21 protein-coding genes and 4 pseudogenes are annotated in these 22758 nt (G+C 68.8%); 11 read left to right on the forward strand and 14 right to left on the reverse strand.

Annotated features, from left to right (window positions below; translation table 11 throughout):
- Window positions 1-2 precede the first annotated feature (2 nt).
- Window positions 3-1700, reverse strand: coding sequence for an RNA polymerase sigma factor (locus tag ACWDAG_RS29875; protein WP_450698659.1), 1698 nt, complete (start codon window positions 1698-1700; stop codon window positions 3-5).
- Window positions 1701-2053: 353 nt separating this feature from the next.
- Here ACWDAG_RS29875 and ACWDAG_RS29880 point away from each other — a divergent pair, with 353 nt between their 5' ends.
- Complete coding sequence (locus ACWDAG_RS29880; RefSeq protein ID WP_450698660.1) at window positions 2054-3190, forward strand: serine hydrolase domain-containing protein; 1137 nt, start codon at window positions 2054-2056, stop codon at window positions 3188-3190.
- Here the strand turns inward: ACWDAG_RS29880 and ACWDAG_RS29885 are convergent.
- The 5 genes from ACWDAG_RS29885 to ACWDAG_RS29905 all read right to left on the reverse strand — a co-directional run bounded on the left by ACWDAG_RS29885 (window position 3169) and on the right by ACWDAG_RS29905 (window position 5759).
- Window positions 3169-3696 (reverse strand): hypothetical protein, encoded by a 528-nt coding sequence (locus tag ACWDAG_RS29885; protein WP_450698661.1) that lies wholly within the window; start codon window positions 3694-3696, stop codon window positions 3169-3171. The genes ACWDAG_RS29880 and ACWDAG_RS29885 overlap by 22 nt on opposite strands.
- Window positions 3697-3743: 47 nt before the next feature.
- Window positions 3744-4193 carry a hypothetical protein gene (locus ACWDAG_RS29890; protein ID WP_450698662.1) on the reverse strand — a complete coding sequence of 150 codons (450 nt, stop codon included), beginning with the start codon at window positions 4191-4193 and terminating at the stop codon, window positions 3744-3746.
- Complete coding sequence (locus ACWDAG_RS29895; protein WP_450698663.1) at window positions 4177-4668, reverse strand: RNA polymerase sigma factor; 492 nt, start codon at window positions 4666-4668, stop codon at window positions 4177-4179. Before ACWDAG_RS29895 ends, ACWDAG_RS29890 begins: the two co-directional genes overlap by 17 nt.
- Window positions 4669-4767: 99 nt before the next feature.
- Window positions 4768-5385, reverse strand: coding sequence for a class F sortase (locus ACWDAG_RS29900; RefSeq protein ID WP_450698664.1), 618 nt, complete (start codon window positions 5383-5385; stop codon window positions 4768-4770).
- Window positions 5382-5759 carry a sortase-dependent protein gene (locus ACWDAG_RS29905; protein ID WP_450698665.1) on the reverse strand — a complete coding sequence of 126 codons (378 nt, stop codon included), beginning with the start codon at window positions 5757-5759 and terminating at the stop codon, window positions 5382-5384. Before ACWDAG_RS29905 ends, ACWDAG_RS29900 begins: the two co-directional genes overlap by 4 nt.
- Window positions 5760-5977: 218 nt before the next feature.
- On the opposite strand from ACWDAG_RS29905, the gene ACWDAG_RS29910 reads away from it, so the two are divergent.
- The gene (locus ACWDAG_RS29910) at window positions 5978-6637 is read left to right on the forward strand and encodes a YceI family protein (RefSeq protein ID WP_450698666.1); all 660 of its coding nucleotides are present in this window, start codon (window positions 5978-5980) and stop codon (window positions 6635-6637) included.
- Between the two features lie 430 nt (window positions 6638-7067).
- On the opposite strand, the pseudogene ACWDAG_RS29915 reads toward ACWDAG_RS29910, so the two are convergent.
- From ACWDAG_RS29915 to ACWDAG_RS29935, 5 genes and pseudogenes are all read right to left on the reverse strand, one after another.
- A pseudogene (locus tag ACWDAG_RS29915) lies at window positions 7068-7196 on the reverse strand (DUF6308 family protein); the annotation flags it as partial.
- Window positions 7197-7221: 25 nt separating this feature from the next.
- Window positions 7222-7311 (reverse strand): annotated as a pseudogene (locus ACWDAG_RS29920) (transposase); the annotation flags it as partial.
- 44 nt (window positions 7312-7355) lie between these two features.
- Entirely contained in the window at window positions 7356-9218 is a 1863-nt protein-coding gene (locus ACWDAG_RS29925) for a tetratricopeptide repeat protein (protein WP_450698667.1), read from the reverse strand.
- Window positions 9219-9950: 732 nt separating this feature from the next.
- Window positions 9951-10636, reverse strand: a pseudogene (locus ACWDAG_RS29930) (transposase).
- Between the two features lie 187 nt (window positions 10637-10823).
- Window positions 10824-11061, reverse strand: a pseudogene (locus tag ACWDAG_RS29935) (IS3 family transposase); the annotation flags it as partial.
- Window positions 11062-11535: 474 nt separating this feature from the next.
- Here ACWDAG_RS29935 and ACWDAG_RS29940 point away from each other — a divergent pair.
- Genes ACWDAG_RS29940 through ACWDAG_RS29950 form a run of 3 tightly spaced genes read left to right on the forward strand, consistent with a single transcriptional unit; the run spans window position 11536 to window position 12008 of the window.
- Window positions 11536-11709: a hypothetical protein gene (locus ACWDAG_RS29940; RefSeq protein WP_450698668.1), complete on the forward strand. Its 174-nt coding sequence runs from the start codon at window positions 11536-11538 to the stop codon at window positions 11707-11709.
- A 3-nt stretch (window positions 11710-11712) separates the two neighbouring features.
- On the forward strand, window positions 11713-11829 hold the full coding sequence (locus tag ACWDAG_RS29945) for an FAD-dependent monooxygenase (protein ID WP_450698669.1): 117 nt from the start codon (window positions 11713-11715) through the stop codon (window positions 11827-11829).
- Window positions 11799-12008, forward strand: a complete 210-nt coding sequence (locus ACWDAG_RS29950; RefSeq protein ID WP_450698670.1) for a hypothetical protein — start codon at window positions 11799-11801, stop codon at window positions 12006-12008. Before ACWDAG_RS29945 ends, ACWDAG_RS29950 begins: the two co-directional genes overlap by 31 nt.
- A 467-nt stretch (window positions 12009-12475) precedes the next feature.
- Here ACWDAG_RS29950 and ACWDAG_RS29955 read toward each other — a convergent pair whose 3' ends face one another.
- The 3 genes from ACWDAG_RS29955 to ACWDAG_RS29965 form a co-directional block, all read right to left on the reverse strand.
- A complete protein-coding gene (locus ACWDAG_RS29955) occupies window positions 12476-13369 on the reverse strand; it encodes an alpha/beta hydrolase (RefSeq protein ID WP_450698671.1) in 894 nt (297 codons plus the stop codon).
- A gap of 501 nt (window positions 13370-13870) precedes the next feature.
- Entirely contained in the window at window positions 13871-15061 is a 1191-nt protein-coding gene (locus tag ACWDAG_RS29960; protein ID WP_450698672.1) for a polyamine ABC transporter substrate-binding protein, read from the reverse strand.
- Between the two features lie 186 nt (window positions 15062-15247).
- Complete coding sequence (locus ACWDAG_RS29965; RefSeq protein WP_450698673.1) at window positions 15248-16696, reverse strand: gamma-aminobutyraldehyde dehydrogenase; 1449 nt, start codon at window positions 16694-16696, stop codon at window positions 15248-15250.
- A 175-nt stretch (window positions 16697-16871) separates the two neighbouring features.
- Between ACWDAG_RS29965 and ACWDAG_RS29970 the strand changes: the two genes are divergently transcribed.
- From ACWDAG_RS29970 to ACWDAG_RS29995, 6 genes are all read left to right on the forward strand, one after another.
- A complete protein-coding gene (locus ACWDAG_RS29970; protein ID WP_450698674.1) occupies window positions 16872-17390 on the forward strand; it encodes an Lrp/AsnC family transcriptional regulator in 519 nt (172 codons plus the stop codon).
- A 19-nt stretch (window positions 17391-17409) separates the two neighbouring features.
- Window positions 17410-18774 carry an aspartate aminotransferase family protein gene (locus ACWDAG_RS29975; protein WP_450698675.1) on the forward strand — a complete coding sequence of 455 codons (1365 nt, stop codon included), beginning with the start codon at window positions 17410-17412 and terminating at the stop codon, window positions 18772-18774.
- A 197-nt stretch (window positions 18775-18971) separates the two neighbouring features.
- Window positions 18972-19712 (forward strand): ABC transporter ATP-binding protein, encoded by a 741-nt coding sequence (locus ACWDAG_RS29980; RefSeq protein WP_450698676.1) that lies wholly within the window; start codon window positions 18972-18974, stop codon window positions 19710-19712.
- Window positions 19694-21088, forward strand: coding sequence for a hypothetical protein (locus ACWDAG_RS29985; RefSeq protein ID WP_450698677.1), 1395 nt, complete (start codon window positions 19694-19696; stop codon window positions 21086-21088). The genes ACWDAG_RS29980 and ACWDAG_RS29985 overlap by 19 nt, the downstream gene beginning before the upstream one ends.
- Before the next feature lie 94 nt (window positions 21089-21182).
- A complete protein-coding gene (locus ACWDAG_RS29990) occupies window positions 21183-21590 on the forward strand; it encodes a VOC family protein (RefSeq protein ID WP_450698678.1) in 408 nt (135 codons plus the stop codon).
- Window positions 21591-21628: 38 nt separating this feature from the next.
- The gene (locus tag ACWDAG_RS29995) at window positions 21629-22750 is read left to right on the forward strand and encodes an LOG family protein (protein ID WP_450698679.1); all 1122 of its coding nucleotides are present in this window, start codon (window positions 21629-21631) and stop codon (window positions 22748-22750) included.
- The last annotated feature ends 8 nt before the right edge of the window (window positions 22751-22758 follow it).

A 22758-nucleotide genomic window follows, 5' to 3' on the forward strand; every position in this document is an offset into this window, starting at 1 on the left:
GGCTACACCCGTGAGCGCTGGGCCACCGTCGCCGGGTCGGAAGGGGTCGCGCGGGTGACGTACTGCGGGACCGGGGTGTCGTCCTTGCCGGTGTCGCGGACCAGGCCGTAGCGGATTGCGTCCCGGCCCGGGCCCGTCGTGACGTCGTTCTCCACCGCGTCCCAGGTGGTCGGGGAGACGAACAGGTTGTAGTCGGCGCCGCGTTCGTTCAGGGTGAGGGTGACGCGGCCGTCGACGTAGAAGTACTCGTTCTGCCACATCTGCTGGGTGCCGGGCGGCAGGACGTCGAAGCCGGTCGCCTTGCTGCCCATGCCGGTGGCCGTCGGGTCGGTGCTGCTGACGCGGTCGTCCATACGGCGGCCGCCGCCCGAGGCCACATGGAAGAGCCTGCCTTTCAGGCCGGTCCAGGTCGGCGGGACCAGGTTGCCGGGCCGGTACTGCGGTTCGAGCTGCCAGACGACCAGGACATAGCCCTGGCCGGTGAGCGTCACGCCGTCGCCGCGGTGGGTCATCATGGCGTGCGCACCGCCGGTGCTGGTGATGCCGGACGCGGGCCGGTGCGGGAGGGCGGCGGGCGGTTTGTCCGGGGCGGGCGCCTTGTCGACGGCGTCGACGACGCTGCCGTAGAGCTCGGTCTTCTGCTTCGTCACCGATGGGGACGGGGACGGAGACACGGACGGGGACGGGGAGGGCCTGGGCGAAGCGGAGGGGGGCGGCGGGCGGTGGGTGCTCGACGCCGTGGGGGTGCTGGACGCGCGCGCGGGCGGGGGGTGCGGAGTGTGTGTGACGACATAAGCGCCGCCCGCGACGATGGTCGCGCTCGCCGCGACGGCGACGGCGGGCTTGGTCAGGACGCCGAGCACCTTGGCGGACCAGCCGACGGAGCCGGCGGCCACGGCCGTCTTGCCCCCGAGGGCCAGCGAGAGCGTGAAGCCGACCGGGACCGGTACGAGCGCGATCCCGACCAGGAGCCTCTCCGCCGGTACGACGGACTCGCGCGCGTCGCCGCAGTAGGCGCAGCCCCTGATGTGCCGGGCCAGCCGCTTGCGCCAGACCGAGTCGGGCCGCCCGTCCCAGCGGCCGGTCAGCTCCCGCAGTTCCGGGCACGCCCCGTCCAGTGCGCGCACGATGCCGCGCGAGGTCTCCAGGCGCTCCTTCATCCGCTGGACGCGTACGGCGGCGTGCTGTCGGCTGATGCCGACGGCCGCGGCCAGCTCGCGCCGGGTCAGCTCGCCCGCGACCTCCAGCCACCACAGCGACAGCAGCTGCCGGTCCTCGTCGTCCAGCCAGCGCACCGCCTCCGCGACCTCGCGCCGCTGCCCCTCCAACTGCAGCCGCAGCACGGTGAGCTCGGCGAAGTCGGTGGCCTCCTGGGCGGCGCTCTCGTCCAGCTGCTGAGGGGACCTGCGGCGCGCCCGGTCCCGTATCTGCCGCATGGCGATCGCGATCAGCCAGGACCGGAAGCTGTCCGGGTCGCGCAGCGAGCCGAGGTTGTCGACGGCGCGCAGCATGGTCTCCTGGACGACGTCGTCCACGTCGGCATGGCCGTTCAGGGCACGGCCGACGACGTTGTAGACCAGCGGCAGCCACCCCGCGACGAGGTCGTCCAGTGCCTGCCGGTCACCGGCCTGTGCAGCCGCGATGGTGGAGCGCCACTGATGCCCGGCCCTCTCGTCCACGTGCGTCCTCTCCCGGGTCATATGCCGTTCGACCGCACCTTCTCAGCCATACCGGGGGTGGTGGCTATGTCGGGGGTCACAGTGGGCGCCGGGTGCGGGCGGGGCATGTGGGGGCTCCCGGGTGTGGGGGGAATGGGGGACGCGAGGGGAGACGCGGTGGAGACGGGCGGGATAACACTTTTTCGCCGAGCCGCGGCCGACGATCGGCGACGGCCGGTGCCCGTAGGGGCGATCCCCCACAACGTCCGCACACCGTAAGGGACTTGCTCCGGGACCGGTCAGGGGGCCATGCCCTCCTCACCGACGATCCGCACCGCCTCCCCCACCCCGAGGATGATCTACGACCCCTGCCACCGAGTCCTCAGGAGCAGCCGATGCGTGCCCGCACCTCGACGATCCTCGCCGCTTCCCTCGTCCTCGCCCTGGCCGCCGGCCCGCTGGCCGCGCCCGCGTTCGCCGCCCCCGCGACCGCCTCCGTGTCCACCCCCGCCGTCACCGGGCCCGACACCGACGCCCTGCGTGCCGCCATGGCGGGGCTCCCCGACTCGGACGCGACCTCCGCAGCCATCCGCGTCGGCGGCAACGGGACGTGGCAGGGTACGGCCGGAGTACGCGACGTGCGGACCGGGGCTCCGGCGCTGGAGAACGGACGCTTCCGGGCCGGTTCCGTGACGAAGGTGGTCACCGCGGCGATCGTGCTGCAGCTGGCCGCGGAGGGCCGTATCGACCTGGACGGCACCGTGCAGCAGTATTTGCCCGGCCTCCTCACCGAGGAGTTCGAGCCCGTCACCGTACGGGAGTTGCTGAACTACACCAGCGGCCTGCGGTCGGGGGCCTCCCTCGGTGACACGGTCGAGGACGGGTACCCGCACCGTTTCGAGACGCTGACCCCGCGGCAGGTCGTGGCGGCCTCCGTCGCCAAGGGCCCGGCGTACGCGCCCGGCACCCGGCAGGACTACGACAACATCCACTACACGGTCCTCGGCCTGCTCATCGAGAAGGTGACGGGCGACTCGTACGCGCACCAGGCCGAGGTACGGATCTTCCGGCCGCTCGGCATGCGGGACAGCTCGTTCCCCGTCGGCGCCGACCCCCGCATCCACGGTCCGCACAACCGCGGGTACGACTGGATCGACGGCAGGCTGGTGGACGTGACCGACTGGAACATGTCCGACCGCCGGGCGGCGGGCGATCTGATCTCCACCACGGCCGATCTGCAGCGACTGCTGGTGGGGCTGTTCCGTGGCAGGGTCGTGCCCGAGCCGCAGCTGAGGGAGATGTTCACGCTTCCCGACGTGCCCGGCGCGCGGTACGCGGCGGCGCTGGAGCGGTTCGAGCTGAACGGCAAGGTGATCTGGGGCAAGACCGGCTCGCGGCCCGGCTATGCCACGGTGATCGCCGCCACTCCCGACCTCTCCCGCACCCTGGTCTACTCGGTCACCTCGACCGACGCCAAGGGCGACGGCCAGGCGACCGCCGAACGTTTCGCCTACCCGGCCTTCAACCGCTGACCCACCCCCTCGACCAGCCCCTGGCCCAGCCCCTCCAGCCGCTTGATCTTCTTCCGTACGACGTACAGCGGAACGACCCCGAAGACTCCGAACGACATGTCGATCACCGACCACCAGAAGGGGATTCCCCGAAGCGGCCCGCAGATCAGGGCGAGCGGGATGATCCCGGCGCAGGCGATCATCGCGAACTCGACGACCCAGATGTTGCGGACCGGATCGCGGTAGGGGCCGTAGAAGGCGACGGCGATGACGAGGTGGGCGAAGGCGAGCCAGTCCGTGCCGTAGAGCAGGAAGGGGTAGTCGGCGTCGGCGGTGTCGAGTCCGCGCCGGACGCGCTCGATCCAGTCCATGAGGGCGTCCGGAGCGGGGAGGTGCCCGAGCAGGTCCTCGGTCCAGCGCAGTTCGTGGACCAGGGGGAAGGCCGTGGCGCCGCTGAGCACCAGGCAGACGACGAAGAAGGCCAGCCAGGCGCGGATGCCCTTCAGCAGGGCGGCTCTGTCGCTCATGGCGGCAGCGTACGCCCCTTATTGAACGTGTTCAAAACTGTTGTCGTTCACCTGCTGGAGGGGATTGCCCTTCCGGTACGGGCCGACTGGGCGACCGTAGGCACGGACCTTGCCGACGGTTCGGCGGTGCGCGGGGCCGACGGACGGTTCGGGACCATGGAGGGACTGGCGCTGGGAGTGGGGGTGACCGGGCCGGGCGCCCTGGTCGACGGCGGCAGCGTCGAGGGGCTGCTCGCGGGCGGCGGGGCGAGAGGGACCACCGGGGAGGCCGGGCCGTCGGATGCGGTCAGATGCAGGGGTAGGACGACGAGTGCGGCGACACCGCAGGTCAGGGCCGCTCCGGCGGCCGCGCGCAGGAGACGGCGGCGGGAGGCGCCACGGCGGATCTCCTCGTAGCGGCCGGGGGGCGCGCCGAGGTATTCGGCCGGGGGTCGCAGGAGGACGGTGAGCGGGTCGTCGGGGTCGCGGTCCGGGCCCTCGTCAGAGTGTGTGATCAAGGCTTCTCCTCAGGTGGGCGCGGAGCAGTTCGCGGGCCGTGTGGAGGTCGGCCTTGACGGTTCCTTCCTTGCGTCCGGTCAGCACGGACACCTCCCGGATCGGCATGTCAGCGTAGTAGTGCAGCAGGATCGGCACGCGCAGTCGTTCCGGGAGGGACTGCACGAGCAGCCGTACCGAGGGGTCCGTCTGTTCGGGATGCGGGGTCACCGCGGCCTCCGTGGTCGCCCGGCGCACGGCTCTGCGTTCGCGCTCCAGCTTGCGCCAGTGGTCCCGGACGAGGTTGGCCGCGGTGACGTAGAGGAAGCCGCGGGGCTCCGCGACGGACGTCCAGCGGGCCCAGAGCCGGGTGAAGGCCTCCGAGGCGATCTCGTGGGCCGTCTCGTCGTCGTCGACCAGCCGGCGGCACCAGCCGGCGAGACGCGGATAGAGGGCGGCGAACAGCTCGGACGCGGCCTTCTCGCGGGACCGTTTCAACGTTCTCCAGGGTCGTGGGGCACTCGTGGGGGGCGCTTGTGGAGGAAGAGCCCGGGCCGACGGCGTACGTTCCGCCGGCCCGGATTCCGAGTGCTCGGGTCAGGGACCGGCGGAGCTCAGCACCGCGAAGACGATCACGTTGTCGAGGTAGCCGTCACCGGTCCGTTTGCCGCCGCAGGTGATGAGCCGCAACTCCGGCCGGTTCACGTTCCCGTAGACCTCGTTCGACGGGAAGTGGGCCTTGGCCACCGTGCGGACGTCGGTCACGGCGAACACCGCAGCCGTGCCGTTCTCCAGGCGCGTCACGATCTTCTCGCCCCGGTGCAGCTCCCCCAGGCGCCGGAAGACTCCGTCCCCGTAGGCGCCGACCGTGACATGGCCGAGGATCACCGACGGTCCCCTCTGGCCCGGCGTCGGCGAGTGTTCGTACCAGCCCGCCCGGTCGTGCGCCGCGATCGGCGGCACCTGCACGCTGCCGTCCGCGGCCAGGCCCAGCCTCATCACCGGGGTGTCGACCCCGATGGCCGGTATCCGGAGCCCGACCGGGACCGATCGCCCCACCGCGGACACCGACTTGGCGGGGGGCGGCGAGGAGGACGGCGTGCTCGCAGGGGTGTTGCCCGCAGAGCTCCCCGTCGTGGCACCCGGGCCGCCGCAGGCGACGAGCAGGGCGGCCAGAGCCATGGCGGCGAGGGCGCGCCCGGAGCGCGGGCTCATGCCCCGTTCGCCTGCCGGCGGCGTACGAGGAAGACGGCTCCGCCACCGAGGACGACGGCCGCGGCGGCGCCCCCGCCGATCAGGGCGCCCGTGTCCGAGGAGTCCGAAGCGGGCGGCACCACACCGGTGTTCGGCGCACCGCTCGGCACGACGGGCACCTGGCGCGAGGACGGCACCCGGCTCGGGGCCGCGCTCGGCACGGCACTCGGAGCGGTGGAGGCGCTGGGCCTGGTGCTGGGGGGCGAGGTGGGTGCCTGGGTGGCGCTGGGGACGGGGCTCGGGGCCGTCTTCGCTCCGTCGGCGAACGCGGGCAGCGCGCCCGCCAGCACGGCGGTGCACGCAAGTGCCATGGCACTGAGGCCGGTTCGGCGCATAAGTCGCTCTCTTTCGTCGGTCCGCCCGGTGGTCGACCGGCGGACTGTGTGACTGATCGAGCGGAGAGACGAGACAGCGGAAGGCCGGGTTGTAAAGAGTCGGCAAAGTCAGCCGGGCGGCGGGATCCGGCCATGGATCGGGGAATTGGTGACGACCGTGTGCGCGGGTCTTGAAGGTGGCTTGCGGCTGTTCTTGTCATGACGTAAGTACGTGAATCATGAACCTGTTCACCCGTGCTGCGTCTCAGCGCCGCCCGGCTCCCCCCACCGCCCCGCAACGCCCCCTCGAACCACCGGCGTTCGCCCCCACGGCGAACCGTCCGGACCCCGCGCTCGCGGCGCTGACCGGAGAGTGGCTGATCGACCCGGCACACAGCCGTATCGGCTTCTCCGTCCGCCATGCCCTGGTGACGACCGTGCGCGGGGCTTTCACCCAGTACCAGAGCCGGCTCTACTTCGACGGCCGCGATCCCTCCCGCTCACGGGCGGAGATCGTCATGTCCACCGCGTCCGTCGACACCGGCGTGGAACAGCGCGACGCGCACCTGATCGGCCGAGACTTCCTGGACGCGGCGAACCATCCGCGGATGCGCTTCGTCAGTACGACGGTGCAGCTCGTGGACAGCGACGTCTATCGCATGACCGGGGACCTCACCATCAAGAACACCACCCGTCCCGTCGACCTGGAGCTCACCTACATCGGGCACGTCATCGACGCGTTCGGGGACGAGCGGGTGGGCTTCGACGGCACGACCACCATCAACCGTTCCGAATGGGGCCTGACGTACAGCCAGAAGCTGGCGGAGGGCGGCGCCATGGTGAGCGAGAAGGTCCGCCTCCAGTTCGACATCGCGGCCATCCGCACCCTGCCCGCCTGACCTGCCCCAGGCACAAGCAGGTTCGGCAACCGGACCCGGTTGTGAGGCGTCGGCTTCAGAGCAACGCCTCGGCCGTGGCGGGCAGCTGACGGAACCGGCGGCCGGCTGCGTCGAACACCGTGACGCCGAGCAGGTTGCGCCGCGGGGGTGGGAGCGGCCGCCCCGGACCGGCAGGCTCTTGTACGTCTCCCCGCTGTGACCAGGATCGGTAGTTGGCATCAGGCAACGCCCGTGACCTGCGCTGATGCCAACTAGGTTCACCGACTGGAGGTCCGGAATCAGAGACATGGTCGGCACTTTGGTACAGCGCCGGTGAGGCAGGGTGTCCCTCGTCGCAGGAGCGTCCATACGCCCAGCACTCTCTGTAAGTGACGCGGAGTTTCGCCTCGGTCTGCCATGTGTGCGGCATCCGGTCCGCGGGCAATGGGCGTCACGCCCCGCTACAGCCAACCCGTTGATGATCTGCACGGTGATACATCCAGAGCACCACGTCACAGACCCGCAGAGCACTGACGGTCTCGGGGAGATCGGCAGCCTGCCGTAGGGCCATTACTGAGGTTGAACGGGTGGTGTCGTGTAACTGCTCAGGCGGGCCTGATGGTCAGGCCAGTCTCGGCAAGGCAGCCGTCTATGAGGTGGCTGCGGTACTGGATGTGCCGTAAGCCGCGTCGGATGTTGGCCCGCCCCATCCTCAGGCTGGCAACAATGCTCCGCCGAGTCATCGGCGCTGGACCCGTTGGAACAGGTACCGTCGCCCGGTCAAGTCTCGAATGGCCTGCCTCGTACGCCGGGTGTCCGAATGCAAGGAACCCAGAACGGACGTCTGACCGGACAGAAGAACCGAATACTCGGTCAGGGCTTCTTCTGTTCTGCCGGTCGCCGCGAGGAGTTGGGCAAGGCTCTCGCGAGTTTGTAATGTCGCCGGGTGCAGGGCACCAAGCACTCGGGCTCGGTCGACCAGGACCTCGCGATATGCGCCTTCAGCGGCCTGGTGTTCACCCTTCTCCGCCAACACCCGGGCGATGTTGTGGCGGGTCGACAGGGTGACCGGGTGATCGGCACCCAGGCTGTCGACCTCCGCACGCAGTGCGATGTTGAACTCATGTGCTGCGTCCTCAAGTTGACCACGACTACGTAAGACTCCCGCCAGGTTGTGACGGGTCACCATGGTCGCTTCATGGCCTGCGCCCAGAACGCGCTGGCGAGCCGTCAGTACGGCTCTGTATTCCTGCTCTGCTTCTTCCAGCCTTCCGAGATCCCACAGGGACCCTGCGAGATTCCCCCGGGTGGCCAGAGTTTCCATGTGTTCGAGACCGTACACGCTCTCCCTGCCTGCCAATGCCTCACGATATTCAACGAAGGCTTCCTCCGGGCGCTGCATCTCACGGAGAACACCGCCGAGGCAGTGGTGCGCAGCAAGGACGTCGGGGTGGAGTGATCCGAGTTCGTCTCCCACGGCAATGGCACGCCGTAGGACATCCTCGGCAATGGAGTAGTCGCCGCTTTCACACAGAGCCCAGGCCAGTTGGTTCACCGAGTCGATCAGGGTGGCACGTATCTCGTTCTCGGCCGCCTGATCGAGAAGCGTGCCCAGATGCGGGGCCATGGCCCGCCACAGCGGCCAGGTCTCCGGTTCCTGTGGCTGGAGTCCTCCGATCAGTGCCGCCGTGGACTGCGCGGCGCGGGCCAGAACAACCTGCAATTCGGCTACCGACATCTTGCGAAGTGTCGTCTCTGCCACCAAGGGGTGTATGAGCAAAGTCCTCATTCTCTCCTCGCCGGTTGCGGGGAGGGAGTCAAGGTCGATCAGTCCCACCGAGCGTAATCCTCGAATGCTTTCGTCGAGCACCTCTCTCCTGGTCGCGTCGTCCGCGAGTTGGACCTGGTCCGAGATGATGTCCTCGGTGAGCAACGCCAAGGGAATGGGGGTCGCCGGAGCGAAGCAGGAGATCACTTGTAATACGCCGTGCACATGGCGATATCCGCGCGTGTTCAGATCGTCCAGGGATATGTCCCAGGTCGTTGTCACCGCCCGTTTGCGATCGGCCTCGTGTGGGCGTGTGCCGGGCTCGGCGAGGAGCACCGCAAATCGGCGCTCCAGTTCCCTCGTATACGCCGAGAAAGTATGAACACCGGTAAGCGGATCGCTGATGTGATGCCCGGCCAGATGAAGGGCCAGCGGCATACCCCCGAGTCGCGCGGACAAGCCTTGCGCATCGGTGACGCTTCCAGCAGTCGGCGCCAGGTCGAGAAGAACCTGAGCGCCGTCGACGTCATTGAGCACACTCAGCGCATGGACGCGGGAGGAGGCTCCCCAGACCTCTTCGTCCGTACGGCGACTTGTCACCACGGTGAGGCCGCTGTTCGAGGGACGTACCCAGCCGGTACCTTCCGCCACTGACCGTTGGTCTCGGCCGAGCAGTTCAGGAGCGTCGGCGTTGTCGATGACGAGCACCCATTTGCGACTCGCCTGGAGGTAGGACCACACCAGGTCCGAAGGGATTCTCCGGCCTTCCCTCGCATCATCCAGCGCACTCTCCGGAGCGCCCAACTCAGCGGCCACTTCGAGCATGTCGGTCATGATTTCCTGGGAGTCCGACGCCACGATCCACCAGGCGCGAAAACCACTCGCCTCCGCCCTCTTGCAGAGTTCGAGAGCCACCGTTGTCTTACCCGATCCCCCCATGGCGGCCAGCACATGGAATGCGGCGGTCGGCCTTCTTGCCGATGCGAGGAGCCCCTTTAGCATGGCTTCCCGACCACGGACGTGAGTGGACAGGAGGCCGTACGGCGGGCGCACTCCGAAGAATCCCGGAGAGCGGGGTCTTACTGCCGAAGATCGGCGCTCGGCAAGGGACGATACCAAGGGCATCAAAAGGCCGATGACCGACACCGGGAATGACAGAACGGTGATCAAGGAGGAAAGTCGCGAAAGGCTGGTGTCGCTTTTACTGGCGAGAGATACTGTCCAGAAGCCGACAGCGGTGACTCCGGCAATGATCGAGATCGCCCACCACACCCGACGCCACATCGGTTCCCCCCGTCACGTGGTGCCTGACACGCGCCCGCGAAGCGAGTGAACCACGCCCCACTGCCACGGGGGAGATACCCGCACCAATTTTGATCGCCCTCCATTACCCGGTGCGGGCCGGTCTTGATCGTCGGTAAAGGGCCTACGAGGATGGCGATTGGGCTCTTCAGAGTGGTCGTCTGACCGGGTGACGGACAGCGAGGTGCAACAGACGAGGTCCTCGGACTGTTGAGCGAGATGTCGAACGTCTCAACTCGCCAGTCAAGGGGCCTCGTTGGTGACCTATCCTTGCGCACTCGACCTGCCGCACGCACTCGTGGTGTGGGTCACCAGGTGAACGCCGTTGCCCTTGAGCCGGCAGTCCCGCAGGATCTTCCCGTTCTTCGACCGGGACAGGGCGTGTTCCACCCGGGCTCGCGCCCGTCGGTGGACGGCATTCTCCGCCTCCTGCTGCGGGCTGAGGTGCGTCTGACCGCGTCGTTCGCGGTGCGGGATGAGCAGACCGGTGCCCTGGTAGCCGCCGTCGGCGATGGTCGGGGGTCTGCGGCAGGCCCGGTCGACACCGGACTCGGTGAAGGCTCGGCAGTCGCCCGGCTGCCGGGCAGCGGCAGGCCTATCGCCACGACCAGGCGGCTGTTGGCGTCGATCACGACCTGCAGGTTGGTCGAGTAGCGATAGTCCTTGCCGGAGGCGGCGATGCTCCGGTCCCGGGTGGGAACCAGGGTGCCGTCGACGATGCAGACGGTGTCCTTGCGCGGCCGCCGGGCCAGCGAGAGGGCCGGCAGCGGGGCGAGGTGATCGAGCATGCGGTCGGCCGCAGACTTCGAGACCCCGAACAGCGGCGCCACCTGCCGCAACGTGTGGTTCGTGCGCCAGTACGTGGCCACCAGCCCGGCGAACTGCACCTCGGTCAGCCCGGAGGACGGCTCGATCCACTTCGGATCATCCGCTGAGATCACCCCACCCATGCCCAGCCGACACACCAACCGCGTTAAGAATCGGTACCCCACCCATTCTTGGGCGAGCCGTTTTCCCTCGGTGAGGAGGCTGATGACTTCATCTCGCTGCGTTGCGGGAAGTCAGCCTGCCGGTTCGGCGGCCTCCGCTGCGCCAGAGGTTGTCCCGTAACCGGTGGAACGCACCCAGCGACGTGTCCGCGACGGTCAGCAGGGACTTCATCTGCGTGTCGATCGAGTAACCGACGATCCTCTTGCTGAAGAAGTCCTTGATCGCGCAGAAGTGCAACTTGCCTTCACGAGTGGCGCATTCGGTGATACCGGTGAGTCACAAATGGTTCATGGTTCGGGTCGTAAGCGGTGAAGCCACGGCAGACGAAGTCGTCGTGCACCGGCGGGCCAGCCTTCTTGATACTGCCTCGCTTCTCGCCGAACAAGCCTCCACCAGTTTGTTGCCTAGAGCTCTTAACACGATCATGATCGCGTTAAGAGCCCTTACGCCCATCTGGAAGAAACGCGATCGAGGAGTTCACCTCCGACAGTGCCGAGTAGGCCTTCTTCCGGTTCAGGTTCTTCATCGGCAGATCTTTTGACCTCGCCGTGCCTGCTTTCAACTTCATCGGTCGGCTTGGGCCGAGAAATTGACCCTTCGGAGGCGGGTTTTTGCATAGCGACCGCGGATCCACCAGCCACTCCGATCGCGGCAAGCAGGACCGGGGTGGCGATCAAGATGGCGAAGACTCTACGTGCGCGCATGGTTTCCTGCCTCGTCTAGGACAACGTCGCCACCAAGCTACCTCGCTAATCATTCCGAAAAACCGCTCAGCGAATTACTCACTCGCATGGCCGACCGCGCTAGCCCTCTGCGAGAGGGTCGAATTCACCGACCTTGGCTCCTTCAAGGACCGCTCATGGAAGCCGCCAAGGAAGTCGGCGCCCACAGGCCCGCGTACGACCCGGAGTACATGCTCGAGCGGCTGCGCCGCGGCGACGACCCGGCCGAGCTGCTCCGGCCCGGCGCGGGCACCCCGCCCGGCATCACACCACGGGCCAATAGGCGGGCGATCACCTGGAAGACTCTGTAGGCCATGCGCACCGCACCGGTCGTGATCGCGGGCGCGGGCCCGACGGGAAGCACCCTCGCACTACTGCTGGCCCGGCACGGTTTCCCAGCATGGTGCTCGAACGCCGCGAGCGACCCCTGATGCACCCTGCGGCTCACGTCATCAACGCCCGCTCACTCGAGATCTGGCACCACACGTCACCCCGACCGGCCACGGAGATCACCGCGCCGGCGCCGCCCAGCGACAGGATCAACGTCATCCGCTGGTGCTCACGGCTCACCGAGTCGCTCAGCGAGATCGACCTGCTGTCCCACCCCTGACGCCGCCACGGGGGGCCGACACCGAGATCGTGTGCCGCTCCTGCGTGACGGCCTCACCAAGGCCATCAGGCAGGAGGCCTCGCTCCCGAACTTCCCGGCGACGCCAGGCCCAGTGAGCTGCTGCTCCGACGTGCACCACGCGATGTCCGTGTCTTGCCACGGCACGGGAACCTCACGGCGAGTCGAGCGGCTTCCCACCGATCAGCAGTGCGGTCTGCGTCTCGACGTAGCGGTCCTGATCGGCGTCGGACCGACGGCTGAGCAGACTGCCCACCCAGCCGAGGAAGAACCCGACGGGACGGTTACCAGAGCGATGTTCTGCAGCGGAAACCAGTGGAAGTCCTGGTGGGGGAAGACAGCCAGTACTCCAGCTGTAGATCGTGATCTCGCTGATGAGGTGAGCCGAAGCACGATAGGTGTCACAAAGGCAGCGTGTTGCCACAAGGGCTGTCGGCCCCTGTCAGCGGTCAGGCGGTGAGTGCCGAGCGCAGGGTGGTCGCCATTAGATCGATGGCTTCCTTCCCAGCCGGTACCGGGCCGGTGTGGGTGAAGTAGTGGTCGACACCCTCGAAGCAACGGTGGGTGACCGGAACGCCGGCAGCTTCCAGGGCCTTGGCGTATGCATCGCCCTCGTCGCGCAGGCGGTCGTTCTCCGCGGTGATGACCAGGGCGGGCGGCAGCCCGGCGAGGTCGTCTGCAAGTCCGGGCGACACCAGCGGATGGGTGAGGTCGGCGGGATCAGGGACGTAGGCGGCGGTGAAGACCCGCATGAGCTGAGGGGTGAGCAGGGGCTTGACGATGGGTGACTGCTTGCTGGCCGGGTCGGCGAGTTGGTCGAGCGGTGCGACGTCGATGATCTGGAGGCGGGGCGTGAAGGTGCCGCGGTCCCGAGCGGTGCGGCAGACCGCGGCGGTCAGGTTGCCACCGGCGCTGTGTCCGCCTACGGCGAGTCGCGAACCGTCCCAGTTGTTGGCAGTGCCGTTCTCGGCCACCCAGGCGGTGACGTCGTACGCCTGGGTGACGGGTACGGGGTACGGCCGCTGCGGGGCGACGGCGTAGTCCACGTTGATCACCACGCAGCCGGCCGTGGCGGCGATGTAGCGGCAGATGTGGTCGTCCTGCTGAGGGCGGGCGATCACGAACCCGCCGCCGTGGAAGTTGACGTACACGGGGGCAGGGGCTGCGGTGGCGGCCGGCGGGCGGTAGACGGTGCACGTCACCGGTCCGGCGCCGGTCTCCACCCGGATGGGTTCCGTGCGCTTCGGGATGTCGGTGAAGCGCAGATCCTTGTGCACGCGGCTCGCAATTCGGCCGAGCAACAGCTGAACCGCTCTGGCCTGGATTCTGCGCCTGAATGACATGGCTGGAACCTCATCGCTACAAACTTAAAGTATCAGGATTCCTGATAATGGAGGCTCTTCGGTGATCACGCAAGGGGCAACCACGAGCCGACTGCCGAAGGGGATGGACGCTTCAGCCGTAGCGCCCCGCCTGTTCGTCCAGGCCCCGTGTGGCTCCAAGCCCTGCTGCCTGCGTCTGTCGAAGGCTGCCGAGGCCGCAGCAGCGGCCTGAGCCGCGGTCGGGTCCGCTCTTCTGTGCCGGTGCGGAGGCGGGTGCGGCCACCGTTGATCATCGTGACTTGCATGGACAAGCGACGAGACGGTGGCCGCAGGCCACGGCAGAGATCCCGTCCGTTGGCGGGAAGCATGGCTCCAGGTCAGCAGCGCGCGTCGGCCACACTGCCCTGCACCGCGGTCGATGGTGATGCGCCGTCACCCGTGAGAACACCCATGATCTTGGTGCCAGCCATCCCTCTTTTGCGCCGACTAAAAATCCTCGTCACACGCCGCGCGCCGGAGCGGTCACAACCCCACGATCTTGTTCCACCGCTTCGCGAACTCCACCCGCTCCGTCGACGTGATGTCCCGGGCGATCACGAGCCGTTTGCGCATCTCGGCGTCCGGGAAGATCAGCGGGTTCTCGGCGAGGGCCGCGGTGTCCTTGTCCTTGGCGGCGGCGAGGACCTCCTGGGCGGCGGGGACGGGGCAGACGTAGTTCACCCAGGCGGCGAGTTCGGCGGCGACCTCGGGTGCGTAGTAGTAGTCGACCAGCCGCTCGGCGTTCCTCTTGTGCGCCGCGCGGTCCGGGATCATCAGGGAGTCGGCCCACAGCTCCGCGCCCTCCTCGGGGACGACGAAGCGGATGTGCGGGTTGTCGGCCTGGAGCTGGATGACGTCACCGGAGTACGCCTGGCAGGCCAGGACGTCACCGCTGACCAGGTCCTTGGTGTAGTCGTTGCCGGTGAAGCGGCGGATGTGGCCCCGCGCGACGTACTTCTCGACCTGGTCGCACACCTTGTGGAAGTCGGCCGCCGTCCACCTGGTGATGTCGACGCCGTTGCCCTGCATCAGCAGCGCGAACGCCTCGTCCAGGCCGGACAGCAGGGTCACCCGCCCCTTGAGGTCGCTCGCCCACAGGTCCGAGACATGGCGGATCTCGCGGCCGAGCCTGCGGCGGTCGTACGCGATGCCGGTGATGCCCGACTGCCATGGCACCGAGTACTTGCGGCCCGGGTCGAAGGCGGGCGAACGCAGCTGCGGGTCAAGGTACTTGGCCACGTTCGGCTGCCCTGCCCGGTCCATCTCCTGGACCCATCCGAGCCGCACGAACCGGGCGCACATCCAGTCGCTCATGACGATCAGGTCGCGGCCGGTCCGCTGATGGTTCATCAGGGCGGGGCTTATCTTGCCGAAGAACTCGTCGTTGTCGTTGATCTCCTCGGTGTACTCGACGGAGATCCCCGTGCGCCTCTCGAAGGCCTCCAGCGTGGGCCGCCGGTTCGGGTTGTCGTCGTCGGTGTCGATGTACAGCGGCCAGTTCGCCCAGGTCAGCCGCTTGTCACTGGCGGACAGATCGGCGACTGCGCGCTCGCCGGGCCGCACATACGCGGCGGGCACCCCGCAACCGGCCAGGCCGCCGAGCACCGCTCCACCACCCAGCGCGCGCAGCAGGGACCGACGGGAGAAAGAGGAGGTCTTCGGCGTGAGGGGCATGGGCGCAGCATGCCGTCCCTGCCCGTACGCCGACAATCGACGCAGCGTCGAGTACGTCCGCACGGGCCGGACACCCTGTCGATCAGCCCGGCCGCCCGCCGCGGACACCTGACCGTCACGGAGGGCGAACGGCGCGGCCCCGGACGGGAGTTGATCCGTCCGGGGCCGCGTGTCACGTCGTGGGGACTAGGCGTCCAGCGAGGTCATCACGTGCTTGATCCGCGTGTAGTCCTCGAACCCGTACCCCGACAGGTCCTTGCCGTACCCGGACTTCTTGAACCCGCCGTGCGGCATCTCCGCGACCAGCGGGATGTGCGTGTTGATCCACACGCAGCCGAAGTCCAGCTTCTTCGACATCCGCATCGCACGGCCGTGGTCCTTGGTCCACACCGACGAGGCGAGCGCGTACTCGACGCCGTTGGCCCACTCCACGGCCTGGTCCTCGTCCGTGAAGGACTGGACGGTGATGACGGGACCGAAGACCTCCTTCTGGATGATCTCGTCGTCCTGCTTCAGCCCGGAGACGACGGTCGGGGCGTAGAAGTAGCCCTTCTCGCCCACCTGGTGACCGCCGGCCTCGACCTTGGCGTGCGCGGGCAGCCGCTCGATGAAACCGGCCACCTGCTTGAGCTGGTTGGGGTTGTTGAGCGGGCCGAACAGCACGTCCTCGTCGTCCGGCTGGCCGGTCTTCGTCTCGGCGGCCGCCTTGGCCAGAGCGGCCACGAACTCGTCGTGGATGCCCTCCTGGACGAGGACGCGCGTCGCCGCCGTACAGTCCTGGCCGGCGTTGAAGAAGCCCGCGACCGAGATGTCCTCCACGGCCTTGGCGATGTCGGTGTCCTCGAAGACGACGACCGGCGCCTTGCCGCCCAGCTCCAGGTGGACCCGCTTGAGGTCCTTGGACGCCGACTCGGCGACCGACATGCCCGCCCGCACCGAGCCGGTGATGGAGGCCATCGCCGGAGTGGGGTGCTCGACCATCAGCCGGCCGGTGTCACGGTCGCCGGTGATGACGTTGAAGACGCCCTTGGGCAGGATCGATCCGATGATGTCGGCGATCAGGACGGTGGACGCCGGGGTGGTGTCCGACGGCTTCAGCACGACCGTGTTGCCCGCCGCGATCGCCGGGGCGAACTTCCACACGGCCATCATCATCGGGTAGTTCCACGGCGCGACCTGCGCACAGACGCCGACCGGCTCGCGGCGGATGATGGACGTCATCCCGTCCATGTACTCACCGGCCGACCGGCCCTCCAGCATCCGGGCCGCACCCGCGAAGAAGCGGATCTGGTCGACCATCGGCGGGATCTCCTCGGACCGCGTGAGCCCGATCGGCTTGCCGGTGTTCTCCACCTCGGCCGCGATGAGCTCCTCGGCCCGCTCCTCGAACGCGTCCGCGATCTTCAGGAGGTGCTTCTGCCGTTCGGCCGGGGTCGTGTCGCGCCAGCCCGGGAAGGCGGCGGCGGCCGCGGCCATGGCGGCATCCACATCCGCCTGGCCCGACAGCGGCGCGGTCGCGTACGCCTCGCCCGTCGCGGGGTTGACCACCTCGGTGGTCCGTCCGTCGGCGGCGTCCCGGAACTCACCGGCGATGTAGTTCTGTAGCTTGCGCAGCCGTCCCAGCTCGGTGCCCACTGCCGACCCTCCAAGTTCGAGTGATCCAACGTGTCCATTGAATGAGACACCCACACTAATCCGATCGCCCACGTTTTCAACACCCCCAGTCGCGCCATGGCTGCGAAATCCGCAGGTCTCAGTCACGTAAACAACGAATTTCATCGGTCCGCCCTTGCGGAACCGTCGAGACGTCGTGCACAGTGAGGTCGTGGCCAGTCGAAGCGCAGAGCAAAGGGACTCGTCCCGCGAGTCCAGGAACGGCACTCCCCATCTGGATGCCGTCTCCCTCGCCATCATCGAACAGCTCCAGGAGGACGGCCGCCGGCCGTACGCGGCCATCGGCAAGGCCGTGGGCCTGTCCGAGGCGGCCGTGCGCCAGCGCGTCCAGAAGCTGCTCGACCAGGGCGTGATGCAGATCGTCGCCGTCACGGACCCGCTCACCGTGGGCTTCCGCCGGCAGGCGATGGTCGGCGTCAACGTCGAGGGCGACGTGGAGAAGATCGCCGAAGCGCTCACCGACATGTCGGAAGTCGAGTACGTGGTGATGACCGCGGGCTCGTTCGACATCCTCGCCGAGATCGTCTGCGAGGACGACGACCACCTGCTGGACGTCATCAACAAACGCATCCGGTCACTGCCCGGTGTGCGCTCCACCGAAAGCTTCGTCTATCTGAAGCTGAAGAAGCAGACCTACATGTGGGGAACCCGATAACCGTGAGGACCCGATAACCGTGAGCTCCAAGGACCTCAGCAAGACCGCGTACGACCACCTGTGGATGCACTTCACCCGCATGTCCTCGTACGAGAACTCCCCCGTGCCGACGATCGTGCGCGGCGAGGGCACCTACATCTACGACGACAAGGGCAAGCGCTACCTCGACGGTCTCGCGGGTCTGTTCGTGGTCCAGGCCGGTCACGGCCGCACGGAGCTCGCCGAGACCGCCTTCAAGCAGGCGCAGGAGCTGGCGTTCTTCCCGGTGTGGTCCTACGCCCACCCGAAGGCCGTGGAGCTGGCCGAGCGCCTCGCCGACGAGGCCCCGGGCGACCTGAACAAGGTCTTCTTCACCACCGGCGGCGGCGAGGCGGTCGAGACCGCCTGGAAGCTGGCCAAGCAGTACTTCAAGCTGGTGGGCAAGCCCACCAAGTACAAGGTCATCTCCCGCGCGGTCGCCTACCACGGCACCCCGCAGGGCGCCCTGTCGATCACGGGTCTACCTGCCCTGAAGGCCCCCTTCGAGCCGCTGGTCCCGGGCGCGCACAAGGTCCCGAACACCAACATCTACCGGGCCCCGATCCACGGCGACGACCCGGAGGCCTTCGGCCGCTGGGCCGCCGACCAGATCGAGCAGCAGATCCTCTTCGAGGGCCCGGACACGGTCGCCGCGGTCTTCCTGGAGCCCGTGCAGAACGCCGGCGGCTGCTTCCCGCCCCCGCCCGGCTACTTCCAGCGGGTGCGCGAGATCTGCGACCAGTACGACGTGCTGCTGGTGTCGGACGAGGTCATCTGCGCCTTCGGCCGCCTGGGCACGACCTTCGCCTGCGACAAGTTCGGCTACGTCCCGGACATGATCACCTGCGCCAAGGGCATGACGTCCGGCTACTCCCCCATCGGTGCCTGCATCGTGTCGGACCGCCTGGCCGAGCCCTTCTACAAGGGCGACAACACCTTCCTGCACGGCTACACCTTCGGCGGTCACCCGGTCTCGGCCGCGGTCGGCCTCGCCAACCTCGACCTGTTCGAGCGCGAGGGCCTCAACCAGCACGTGCTCGACAACGAGGGCGCGTTCCTGTCCACCCTGCAGAAGCTGCACGACCTGCCGATCGTCGGCGACGTCCGCGGCAACGGCTTCTTCTACGGCATCGAGCTCGTGAAGGACAAGGCCACCAAGGAGTCCTTCAACGACGAGGAGACCGAGCGCGTCCTGTACGGCTTCCTCTCCAAGGCCCTCTTCGACAACGGCCTGTACTGCCGTGCCGACGACCGCGGCGACCCGGTGATCCAGCTCGCCCCGCCGCTGATCTCCAACCAGGAGACCTTCGACGAGATCGAGCAGATCCTGCGCGCCACGCTGACGGAGGCGTGGACGAAGCTCTAGCCACCGGCGGTTAGACGGCTTATACGGCCCGCGGTGCACCCGTACGAGTGAGAAGGGTGCACCGCGGGCCGCGTGCTGTCCGGCGTCGGCGCCGCCGCTCCTTAGCGTGCCTGGTAACCGATCGGCCCTGTCCTCGTTCCCCCGCACGGGGGAACAAAGATCACGGGAACCACAGATCCGAACCGAGGTGTACGCCCATGGAGGCCCCGCCGGACAACGACGTGCTGTGGGCACGCTCACTGCACTTCCAGCACAGCGACGGCTCGCCCGCGCTCAGCGGTGTCTCGTTCGGTGTCCGGGAGGGCGAGATCCTCGCCGTCAGCGGCCCCCGGGGCAGCGGGAAGACGACCCTGCTGCGCTGTCTGTCCGGCCTGGTGACGCCCCAGCGGGGCGAGGTCTGGTTCAACAGCGTGCCGGTGCACACCATGGCCCAGCCGGCCCGGGAGCGGCTGCGCCGCGACCGCTTCGGCTGGATCGACCCGGCCCCCGTGCTCGTACCGGAACTGAACGCCTGGGAGAACGCCGCCCTGCCGCTGATGCTCCGCGGCACCGGCCGCGAGCGCGCCAGGACGGCCGCCCTGGAGTGGCTCGAACGCCTCGACGTCGGCGACCGGTCCCATCGGCGCCCGCACGAGATGAAGCAGGCCGAGCGGCAGCGCGTGTCGATCGCCCGGGCCCTCGCCCAGGGCCCCACGGTCCTCTTCGCCGACGAGCCCACAGCCCCCCTGCACCGCGCCGACCGCGCCCATGTCCTGCGCACGCTCACCACGGCGGCCCGTTCGCACGGCATCACGGTCGTCGTGGCCACCCACGACCAGGAGACCGCGGCCATCGCCGACCGCACGCTGTCGCTGCTGGACGGCCGCTGTGTGAACACGGTCCACCTGCCCCCGGTGGCCGAGACGGAAGGCCGGGCCCCGTGCTCGCTCTCCGTCTGACCCGCGGCGCCCACCCGGCCGTACAGCTGCGCCGCCTCCTGGTGACGGTGGCCTCGGCGGGCACGGGCTTTCTCCTGCTGTGCGCCCTCGGTTACGCGATGGGCCACCCCGACAACCCCGGCGGCTCGGCCCTCCGTCTCGCCTGGTGCCTGACCCCGCTGGCCGCCACCGTCCACTTCGCCGTGGCGGTGGCCCGCACCGACCCCGGCACCAGACCCCGCACCGGTCTCTCGGCCATCGGCCTGGGCCCGTTCCGCCTGATGACGGTGTCGGCCACGACGACGGCCCTGTCCTGCACGCTCGGCACGCTTCTGGCCCTTCTGGTCTTCCTCGACCTCCGCGGCGACCTCGCGGGTGCCCCCTTCGACGGCGCGGCCTCGGTGTTCCTGGCCGCCGACCAGCCGCTGCCCGTCCCCGCGGCCCTGACCCTGCTGGCGGTGGTCCCGGCGACCGCGTCGGCGACGGTGGCGCTGGTCCTCCTCCCACGGGACGCGAGGCCGGCCGCGGCCCGGGCGGTGGCACGGCACTACGGCCGCTTCGGGGCGTACGGCCGGACGGTGGCACGGGAGACCTTCGGGACGTACGGCCGCTTCGGCGCCCGCCTGCGCACCCAGCCCACGGGCAGCCGTACCGCCGACGCGGCTCCCGGGCCGAAGACAGGCGGCACCCCGCACGCGCGGGCAAGCGAACCCACCCCCACAACACCGCCCCCCGGCGACGACTCGGCCGCTACTCAGCCGAACCCCTCTCCTGACCACTCCCCCGCGCCCGGCACCGCCCCCGCGGGCCTCCCCTGGGGCGTCGCCGTCCTCACCGCGGGCCTGGCCGTGCAGGCCTATGCCACCGGCGCCCCGACCACCGGGCCCCGCCTCCCCGGCGGCCTTGCCACCGGCGCCCCCGCGGTCCTCGTCGGCTGGGTCCTCACCGCCCTCGGCCTCGCCGTCGCCGGGCCGGGCCTGGCCCATCTCTGCGGCCGCCTCCTCCAGGCGGGGCGGCCCGGCGCCCTCCGGCTGCTGGCCGGCCGCGTCCTCATGGAGGAGGCCACCCGCATCGGCCGCCCCCTCGGCATCGTCTGCGCGGTCGCCTCCGGCACCTATGCCATGGCCGCCCTGTACGAGACGAGCACCCCCGTCTTCGGGCCGCTCACCACCCTCGGCACGCTCCTCGTGTCCGGCTGCACCGTCGCCACGCTGCTCACCGCGGCCGTGGAGGCCAAACACGCCCGGGCCGACACCACGGCCACCCTGCTGCGCCTCGGCGCCCCCGCCGCGATGCTGCGCAGTGCCGCCGCCCTGCGGGTGGGCGCGCTGCTCGCCCTGTTCGTCCCGCTGACCCTGATCGTGGCGGAGCTGGCGGCCCTGCCACTGGCCCGCTGAAAACTCGTACGGCCGGAATTCCCGCGAACCGATGAGTTCCGTACGAGCCGCCGGTCTACCCCTGCGAACAACACACACCCGAGGGAGAGACCGCATGTACCAGCAGATGATCTTCGTCAACCTGGCCACCGACGACGTCCTCGCGTCGAAGAAGTTCTTCACCGAGCTCGGCTACACGATCAACCCGCAGTTCAGCACCGACGACTGCACATGTGTCGTGATCAGCGACACCATCATCGCGATGCTGCTCAGCAAGCAGCGGTACGCGGACTTCACGAAGAAGGAGATCGCGGACTCGACGAAGACCAGCGAGGTGCTGATCTGTCTGAGCGCCGAGAGCCGCGAGAAGGTCGACGAGCTGGTGGGCAAGGCGGTCGCGGCCGGCGGCACCGCCAATGACGACGTCCAGGACCACGGCTACATGTACGGCCGTTCCTTCGACGACCTCGACGGCCACAGCTGGGAGGTCGTGTGGATGGACCCGGCGGCGGTCCAGGGCTGAGCGGAACCCCCGACGAACGGCGTGCCTAGCATGGGCCCGTGCAGACGAGCCCGGCCCATGCGGCCCACCACGACGAGCGCGAGATCGAGACGCTGGAGGACTTCGACGCGACGGTGTCGGCCCGCGGCACCCTCGCCGGTTACCGCGTACAGGCCGTCGACCTGACGGACCGTACAAGGGAGTTGCTCACCAGCGACACCGCCGAGGCGGTCTTCCTCGGCTGTCCGATGCGCGAGGAAGCGGCCGCGAAGGTCCGCGCCGACGGGGCGCTGGTCTTTCCGCCCGTCCCGCATCTGCCCTTCGACCCCTACCGCGGGCACCTGTACACGCCTGACGAGCTGTTCGCCTCGCTGGAGAAGGGGTACGAGCAGACGCCGGACGCCCTCGCCTACGCCTGGTTCCAGCGTACGAAGGCCGACGGCGACATATTCGCCTCCATGCTGCGTGCCGTGCACGACGACTCCATCTCCGATGCCCTCGACGAACTGCTGCGCGGCGCACGGGTGGTGGGCGTGATGGGCGGCCATGCCATGGCACGTGGGACGGAGGCCTACGCGGGTGCCGCGCGCCTCGGCCGCGAGCTGAGCCGCGCCGGGTTCGTGGTGGCGACCGGCGGCGGTCCGGGCGCCATGGAGGCAGCGAACCTGGGTGCGTACGCGGCGCCGTACGAGGACGACATGCTGGACGAGGCCTGCCGACTCCTCGCGAAGTCACCTTCCTTCGTCCCCTCGATCACCGACTGGGCGCGGGCCGCCTTCGAGGTGCGCACCCGCTGGCCGAAGGGCAACCACTCCATCGGCATCCCCACCTGGTTCTACGGCCATGAGCCGCCGAACCCGTTCGCCTCGCACATCGCCAAGTACTTCGCCAACGCCACCCGGGAGGACGGCCTGCTGGCCCGCTCGAACGCGGGTGTGGTCTTCCTGCCGGGTGCCGCCGGGACCGTACAGGAGATCTTCGACAACGCGACGCCCAACTACTACGAGTCGCGTGGCGAACCGACGCCCATGGTGCTCGTCGACCGCACGCACTGGACGGAGCGTCTGCCGACCTGGCCCCTCTTGCAGTCACTCGCCCGGGAACGCTCGATGGAGTCCCGTATCGCCCTCGTTGACCGGATCGAGGAGGCTCCGGCGGCGCTGAAACGTCTCGGCGGTTAATAAGAGTG

The sequence above is a fragment of the Streptomyces sp. NPDC001157 genome (assembly GCF_053598255.1).

Excerpts from the sequence above, each read along its gene's own strand:
- ACWDAG_RS29910 (WP_450698666.1), top strand. The coding sequence starts at position 5,978 with ATGAACCTGTTCACCCGTGCTGCGTCTCAGCGCCGCCCGGCTCCCCCC.
- ACWDAG_RS29955 (WP_450698671.1), bottom strand. The coding sequence starts at position 13,369 with ATGTCATTCAGGCGCAGAATCCAGGCCAGAGCGGTTCAGCTGTTGCTC.
- ACWDAG_RS29940 (WP_450698668.1), top strand. The coding sequence starts at position 11,536 with ATGGAAGCCGCCAAGGAAGTCGGCGCCCACAGGCCCGCGTACGACCCG.
- ACWDAG_RS29990 (WP_450698678.1), top strand. The coding sequence starts at position 21,183 with ATGTACCAGCAGATGATCTTCGTCAACCTGGCCACCGACGACGTCCTC.
- ACWDAG_RS29950 (WP_450698670.1), top strand. The coding sequence starts at position 11,799 with ATGGTGCTCGAACGCCGCGAGCGACCCCTGATGCACCCTGCGGCTCAC.
- ACWDAG_RS29875 (WP_450698659.1), bottom strand. The coding sequence starts at position 1,700 with ATGACCCGGGAGAGGACGCACGTGGACGAGAGGGCCGGGCATCAGTGG.
- ACWDAG_RS29980 (WP_450698676.1), top strand. The coding sequence starts at position 18,972 with ATGGAGGCCCCGCCGGACAACGACGTGCTGTGGGCACGCTCACTGCAC.
- ACWDAG_RS29945 (WP_450698669.1), top strand. The coding sequence starts at position 11,713 with ATGCGCACCGCACCGGTCGTGATCGCGGGCGCGGGCCCGACGGGAAGC.
- ACWDAG_RS29905 (WP_450698665.1), bottom strand. The coding sequence starts at position 5,759 with ATGCGCCGAACCGGCCTCAGTGCCATGGCACTTGCGTGCACCGCCGTG.
- ACWDAG_RS29900 (WP_450698664.1), bottom strand. The coding sequence starts at position 5,385 with ATGAGCCCGCGCTCCGGGCGCGCCCTCGCCGCCATGGCTCTGGCCGCC.
- ACWDAG_RS29885 (WP_450698661.1), bottom strand. The coding sequence starts at position 3,696 with ATGAGCGACAGAGCCGCCCTGCTGAAGGGCATCCGCGCCTGGCTGGCC.
- ACWDAG_RS29880 (WP_450698660.1), top strand. The coding sequence starts at position 2,054 with ATGCGTGCCCGCACCTCGACGATCCTCGCCGCTTCCCTCGTCCTCGCC.
- ACWDAG_RS29960 (WP_450698672.1), bottom strand. The coding sequence starts at position 15,061 with ATGCCCCTCACGCCGAAGACCTCCTCTTTCTCCCGTCGGTCCCTGCTG.
- ACWDAG_RS29925 (WP_450698667.1), bottom strand. The coding sequence starts at position 9,218 with ATGACCGACATGCTCGAAGTGGCCGCTGAGTTGGGCGCTCCGGAGAGT.